General features: G+C 33.4%; 7 protein-coding genes. 2 read left to right on the forward strand and 5 right to left on the reverse strand.

From position 1 onward, the window contains the following. Positions 1–482: 482 nt before the first annotated feature. The 5 genes from FYJ55_RS09995 to FYJ55_RS10015 are packed head-to-tail and all read right to left on the reverse strand — an operon-like array spanning position 483 to position 5,234. Positions 483–1,298, reverse strand: a complete 816-nt coding sequence (locus FYJ55_RS09995; protein ID WP_326831869.1) for a M55 family metallopeptidase — start codon at positions 1,296–1,298, stop codon at positions 483–485. A 1-nt stretch (position 1,299) separates the two neighbouring features. After that, a complete protein-coding gene (hydF, locus tag FYJ55_RS10000) occupies positions 1,300–2,472 on the reverse strand; it encodes a [FeFe] hydrogenase H-cluster maturation GTPase HydF (RefSeq protein ID WP_154556702.1) in 1,173 nt (390 codons plus the stop codon). Positions 2,473–2,474: 2 nt separating this feature from the next. Further along, positions 2,475–3,923, reverse strand: coding sequence for a [FeFe] hydrogenase H-cluster radical SAM maturase HydG (hydG, locus tag FYJ55_RS10005; protein ID WP_154556703.1), 1,449 nt, complete (start codon positions 3,921–3,923; stop codon positions 2,475–2,477). Positions 3,924–3,940: 17 nt separating this feature from the next. Continuing rightward, complete coding sequence (gene hydE / locus FYJ55_RS10010) at positions 3,941–4,984, reverse strand: [FeFe] hydrogenase H-cluster radical SAM maturase HydE (protein ID WP_154556704.1); 1,044 nt, start codon at positions 4,982–4,984, stop codon at positions 3,941–3,943. Beyond that, entirely contained in the window at positions 4,977–5,234 is a 258-nt protein-coding gene (locus FYJ55_RS10015; protein ID WP_154556705.1) for a TM1266 family iron-only hydrogenase system putative regulator, read from the reverse strand. Before FYJ55_RS10015 ends, hydE begins: the two co-directional genes overlap by 8 nt. 243 nt (positions 5,235–5,477) lie before the next feature. On the opposite strand from FYJ55_RS10015, the gene FYJ55_RS10020 reads away from it, so the two are divergent. Together FYJ55_RS10020 and FYJ55_RS10025 are read left to right on the forward strand one after the other, a co-directional pair. Beyond that, positions 5,478–5,909 (forward strand): hypothetical protein, encoded by a 432-nt coding sequence (locus FYJ55_RS10020; RefSeq protein ID WP_154556706.1) that lies wholly within the window; start codon positions 5,478–5,480, stop codon positions 5,907–5,909. A 361-nt stretch (positions 5,910–6,270) separates the two neighbouring features. After that, positions 6,271–6,513: a hypothetical protein gene (locus FYJ55_RS10025; protein ID WP_154556707.1), complete on the forward strand. Its 243-nt coding sequence runs from the start codon at positions 6,271–6,273 to the stop codon at positions 6,511–6,513. Positions 6,514–6,627: the final 114 nt, after the last annotated feature.

Here is a 6,627-nt window from a genome sequence, read left to right on the forward strand (position 1 = left end):
ACACGATACGAATCCATAGCCATTGCGGTTATGAATCACCAAATCAATATGAGAATAATTATTATTCAAAACATTAGAATTTAAAATTTATCTATTTTATGAGTCCTTTTTCTTGACGTAGTACCAAATAAAAGTGCATTGAAGATCGAGACAAAGTTTTTGGGTTGTCCTAAAAACTTCTTAGACTCAATATCCATCGAATTCAAGATGATTCCTCCTTTCTTCTCTCTCTAATACGAAAAAAAAGAAGGAAATTTTAGAAAAGATGCATATTTTGATAGTTTCACATAATTCATTTTGATTTCACAAGATTTACCAAAGTTATACTAAAATTATGACAACATGGAATGTTATTCTATAAGTGCCTTAAAGATAAGGCAATGAATATAGAAATAAACCAATATTCATATCTCTCTCCTAAAAAAATTATAATAAACAAAAAGGAACCATTCTAGACGCCACACTAGAATGGTTTTCTTATTTTAGACATACGCATTACATACTTTAATCACAAAACGCATCAAGGCATATAAATCTTTATATGTTTCTTTTTCGATACGAACCGTACAATCATCCATCTTTTCTACATTGTCCATACGAGATACAAAATCCGCATTTCGACTATGATGGAATGTTATTTCCATTGTGTGAGATGAAGATATAGCTGGTTTTTCATCTGTTTTTAAAGCTTCTTGAATACCCTTAGTATATCTATTCTTCAACTCGTTAAAGCTGCAACATAAAGCACATTGATTGTTTAACGCTTTCTTTGTTTCCACAAATACACAACCAAGTTCTTCTTCTACCTGCTTACCATATTCACTATCACCACTTGCTAAGATAACTGGCACTCCAAATTCGTTTGCCAACAATCGATTTAAGCCACTTTCACCAAGTTCTTTCCCATCTACTAGAATTTTTCGTACCATAGTACCCCAAATCGTATGAGCCATAACGCCTGGTGAATTACAGCGAGAATGATATCCAATAAATAATGCTCCATCAAAAGAATCATCTAAACCTTCCATCATTCCAAATTCCTTATAAGCTCCATTTGCGGACACAAAAGCAGCTCTAGGATCTAATTTTGAAGGAAGAAGATTATCCATATTTCCATGACTATCATTGACCACAACTTCTTCTACGCCATTTTGAAACAATAAATCAATCACAAGATTTACTTCATTCATCATATTTGTACAATATTCAGAATATAAGTATCCATTCTTAGCTGTATTTGCCGGATTACTGTTTCCCCAAATGCCTTCAATATCGGCAGATATATATACTTTCTTCACCTTAAAACACCTCTACTGAACGATCTAATATCCCGTTCATTTTCGCAATCGCAATACCATAATTTGTGAATGGCACATGCTGTTTCTTACATTCCTTTACGCGAGACTGCACTTCTTTTTCATTCAACATACATGCACCACAATGAATCACAACACTGTATTTCGAAAGATCTTCTTTAAATCCTTGTCCAGAAGTAAATTCAAAAGTTATATTCTTCTTTGTATAATTCAAGATCCATTTTGGAAGCTTGTCCGTACCAATATCACCACACTGTCTATGATGCGTACACCCTTCACTAATCAGTACACAATCCCCATCTTGAAGATGATCCAATTGATTGGCCCCTTCAAGCACTGTAGATAAGCTTCCTTTTAAGCGTGCCATAAGAATAGAGAAAGAAGTTAAATGAATAGATTTATCTACGATTTGACTTACCTTGTTAAAAGCCTGGGAATCTGTAATAACCAGTTTTGGAGTAACCTTCTTTAAGGTTGCATCCAATTCTTCTACCTGACAAGTCATACCAATCGCATGATGATCTAAAATATCTCTTAATACAAGTTGTTGAGGCAAAATCAATCTTCCTTTAGGAGCCGATTGATCAATTGGAATCACAAGCAAAATAACATCGCCCGAATCAATTAAATCACCAATAATTGTCTTTTCTTCCTGTTTCTTTACGACACTAGCCAACAATTGTTTTAATCCATCTATATTGTCATTGTTTAGAGCACTCACATAAATTTCATTAGAAGCCAGTTCTTTCTTTTCTTCAATCAAATCACACTTATTAAAAACTACAAAATAAGGTAATTTATTTTCTTTAAACATGTCAATCAAATCCAAATCTATTTTTTGTAGACCTACATTCGCATCAACGACCAGTACGGCCATATCCATTGTTTTTAAAACTTCTAACGTTCTTTTGATTCTCAATTCACCCAAAGTACCTTCATCATCCATACCCGGCGTATCCACAATCACAACAGGTCCAATCGGCAAGATTTCCATTGATTTCTTTACAGGGTCTGTCGTAGTTCCCTTTATATTCGAAACTAAAGACATACTCTGGTTGGTAATCGCATTGACTACACTGGATTTTCCAGCATTTCTTAAACCGAAAAATCCAATGTGTGTACGATTTGCGCTTATCGTACTATTTAAATTAGACATAATTAGAACCTGAAATCTCTACGATTGCTTGATTTGATCGCATCCACATTGTCACGAGCAATTTGTTGAGCTTTCGCATTTGGAATCTTGTTCAATTCTTTTTCAATCAAATCAAAACCAATTTTCTTTGTATCTTCACTCGCATAGTCAACTAAAAATTCACATAAAGTCATCAATGCGTTAGGATGACAACAATTTTGAATTTGTCCTGTCTTACACAAAGACATGAAACGATCTCCTGTTCTTCCTTCTCTATAACATGCCGTACAGAAAGATGGAATGTAACCTAACTCCATCAACCAGTTCACAACTTCATCTAATGTTCTTTGATCAGATACATCAAATTGTTCTGAATCATGAGGACGCTCTTCTTCTGTATATCCACCAACAGATGTACGACTTGCACCACTAATTTGAGATACACCTAAGTGAAGCATTTTTTCACGAACTTCTTGGGATTCACGTGTAGAAATAATCATTCCAGTATATGGAACGGCAATACGGATACATGCTACAATCTTTTCAAAGATTTCATCATCCAAACTATTATCGAACGCTTCTGGATCAATATCATCTGCATGTTTTACACGAGGCACACTAATTGTGTGTGGACCTACACCATGAACAGCTTCTAAGTGTTCTGCATGCATCATTAAGCCGGCAAATTCATATTGATAGCCTTCTAAACCAAATAATACACCCAATCCAACATCATCAATTCCACCTTCCATGGCTCTATCCATAGCTTCTGTATGATAGTCATAATCGTGTTTAGGTCCTGTTGGATGCAACTCTAAATAACTCTTTTTATTGTATGTTTCCTGGAATAAGATATAAGTTCCTATTCCAGCTTCCTTTAATTTACGATAGTTTTCTACCGTTGTAGCCGCAATATTTACATTGACACGGCGAATTGCACCATTCTTGTGTTGAATCGAATAAATAGTTTTAATAGAATCCAAGATATATTCGATTGAATTGTGTACTGGATCTTCGCCTGCTTCAATAGCCAAACGTTTATGTCCCATATCTTGCAGCGCTATAACTTCATCACGAATCTGATCTTGTGTTAATTTAATACGTTTAATATGTTTATTCTTCATGTGATAAGGGCAATATACACATCCATTTACACAATAATTTGATAAATATAATGGGGCAAACATCACAATACGATTTCCATAGAATGCTTGTTTAATTTCATTGGCAAGCTTATACATTTCTTCTACTTTTTCAGGAATGTCACAAGCTAAAAGTACACTTGCTTCACGGTGTGTTAAACCTTCACAATGAACACCATGCTCTGTCTTTTGTGGACGAGCCTTATTTAAAATTTGATCAATCAATTCCACATTGTGTTTGTTCTTTTCGGCATATTCAATTGTTTCAAGAATTTCTTCATGACTAATAAATTCTTCTGCCTTTAATGATTTTGGGTTATAATTACTCATTTTTTATATCTCCTCTTTTATTTTTTAATATCTCCACGATCAGTTACGATCTTGTATCCTATTGAATCCATACGCCTTGATAAACAATCTTTACATTCTGCACTCTCTTCGCCTGTACAAATTTTATTATCATACAATGCATATTTTTTTCTGACACTCACCGGCGATAAATTAGGCATAACTACATTGGCCCCTGCAAGAATTCCCTTTTCTCTTCCTTGAGGATCAATCGTTCCTAAAGCTGTTGTAGCAGGAAGTAAAATGTTTGGTTGAATCAAACGAATCAAAGACAATAAGAATAAAGTTTGATTCAAAGTTCCACATGTCATATCTTTAAACGGTGTATCCTTTTGCGAAATAAAAGGACCAATACCACACATGTCAGGTTTAAATGTTTCAATAAACTTCAAATCCATCGCCAAAGTTTCACTTGACTGATAAGGTGAACCTACCATGAAGCCACATCCTACTTGATAGCCAATTTCCTTTAAGTCTTTTAAACACTGCATACGATGATCAAAAGACATATTTTTTGGATGCAACTTTTCATAATGATTTTTACTAGCCGTTTCATGTCTTAATAAATAACGATTGGCTCCCGCATCAAACCAAGCCTTATATGTATCTCTATCTTCTTCACCTAAAGAAAGGGTAATCGCACAATCTGGATATTCACTACGAATCTTTTGAACTACATCTGTGACAAAATCCTTTTTATAAATTCCTTCGCCACCTTGCAAAACAAAAGTGCGAAAACCAAGTTCATAACCTTCTTTGCAGCAATGCAGAATATCTTCTTCGACTAATATATAGCGATCACAATTGAAATTGGACTTGCGAATTCCACAATAGAAGCAGTCGTTGCGACAATAATTTCCTACTTCAATAAGTCCACGTACATAGACTGAATTCCCATATATTAACGTAGCTTGTTCTTTCGCTTTATTAGCAGCATATAAGCGTAAAGCATCATTTTCAGCTTCAATTAAAGTTTTATATTCTAATAAACTTAAAGAGTGTTCTCTTTCAAGTTTATCAAGCAATCGATATGCTTCAATCATGGCTAATCACATTGGAATAGGCTGCTTTCACACTAATTCCCTGTATATTTCCTAATTTACCTGCCAAAGCAGCAATTGTATTTTGTGGGGCATCTAACGCAATTGAAATTACACTTATATGTTTTTGTTTGTAAGGTATTCCCATTCTTCCAATAATATATTCACTATATTCATGAAGAATTTCATTCAATAGATTCACTGCATTTGTATCTTCTACAATAATTCCCATCACGGCAACACGTGTTTCCATATTCATCTCCTTCTTAAAGAAAAAAGCTATACTCCACACACAAAAAGAGCATAGCCTTAGTTCTACTTACAAATTTCTTATAAGCACCTTTCACGCAGAATTCTCTTAATGTTGGGAGCAATTTTCTTTATATCTTATATAATACACTAAAATGTGATTGATTTCACAAATTATGGTTAGTCCCATATAATTCAATATTCTTTTACCATTTTTCTTAATATAATTAGAAAAAGGAGTTCCCATGTGAAAGATCATTATTTTCAAAGAAATAAATTCATTACGAACTATATTGTCGCAATTATCACTTTCATTTTGACTTTGATTATGGGAATCGTGATCTTCTTTAACGGCGTTTCAATTGCGGTTGAAAACAATTCTAGAAGAACCTTGATTACCAATGTTGTAAGGCAAAGTGAGCATTTAAATACAATATTAAATATCAACTATTCCTATTTAAATGTACTTGCACAAGAACTATCTAAATCTAGAGATTTATTTTCAGAGGATAATGTTTCTTTAATTCAAGTCTTTATGCATAATTCAGATTTAAATCGAACGGCGATCATCGATCCAAATGGAAATGCTCTATATGATAATGAAGTCATAAAAAATGTAGCTCATCGTCGATATTTAAAGAATCTATACAAGGCAAACAATCTCTTTCAAATCCTTTAGAAAGCAGTGTTGATTAACAAACACGTGTTATTTTATGCGTGCTCATCTTTAGAGATAGACTAGTCATTGGTGTAGTAGGCGGTTCTTACAATGTCACAAAACTAGGCAATATGTTGTTTGATGATCTGTTTGAGGGACATGGAAAAAGTTTTATTGTCGATCAAGATGGAAACCTAATCATTAGAAATAAACAGTATGAAAAAAACATAAACTAAATACAGTCGATAATTTATTTAATGTCTGTAATCAAAAGAAAATCAAAACCGACTTTAAGAATCAAAAATCAGATCTTGTCTTGATTCAGACAAAAAAGAAAGAATCTTTATATTTAGCTTATTCCCCACTAAAAATCAATGATTAGATGGTCCGCTATATTGTACCGGTTCATGCGACTCAAGAATCATATATATTTATTACTCACTATGAAACTTTATTGGCAACATTTTTAGGATTGATCGTATTGAGTCTTATGGTGTATTTGGCTCATTCAAGTTCAAGAGAAAATAAGTATTTGATTCATTTATCTGAAATTGATCCATTAATTTCCGTTTTCAATAAGGAAACAACGCAAAAACTCATTGATCAAAAACTAAGGCTTAACTAGCAATTTGGTGACTTTGCTATAATTCTTCTTTTTATCACTTACACGAATAACCACTCGTTTTTCAAATCCTTTAAGCGAGTGATTTTATAGATGTTTTTCAATCTAAGTAGTACG

The organism is Holdemanella porci (genome assembly GCF_009696075.1).
Taxonomy (GTDB): Bacteria; Bacillota_I; Bacilli_A; order Erysipelotrichales; family Erysipelotrichaceae; genus Holdemanella; species Holdemanella porci.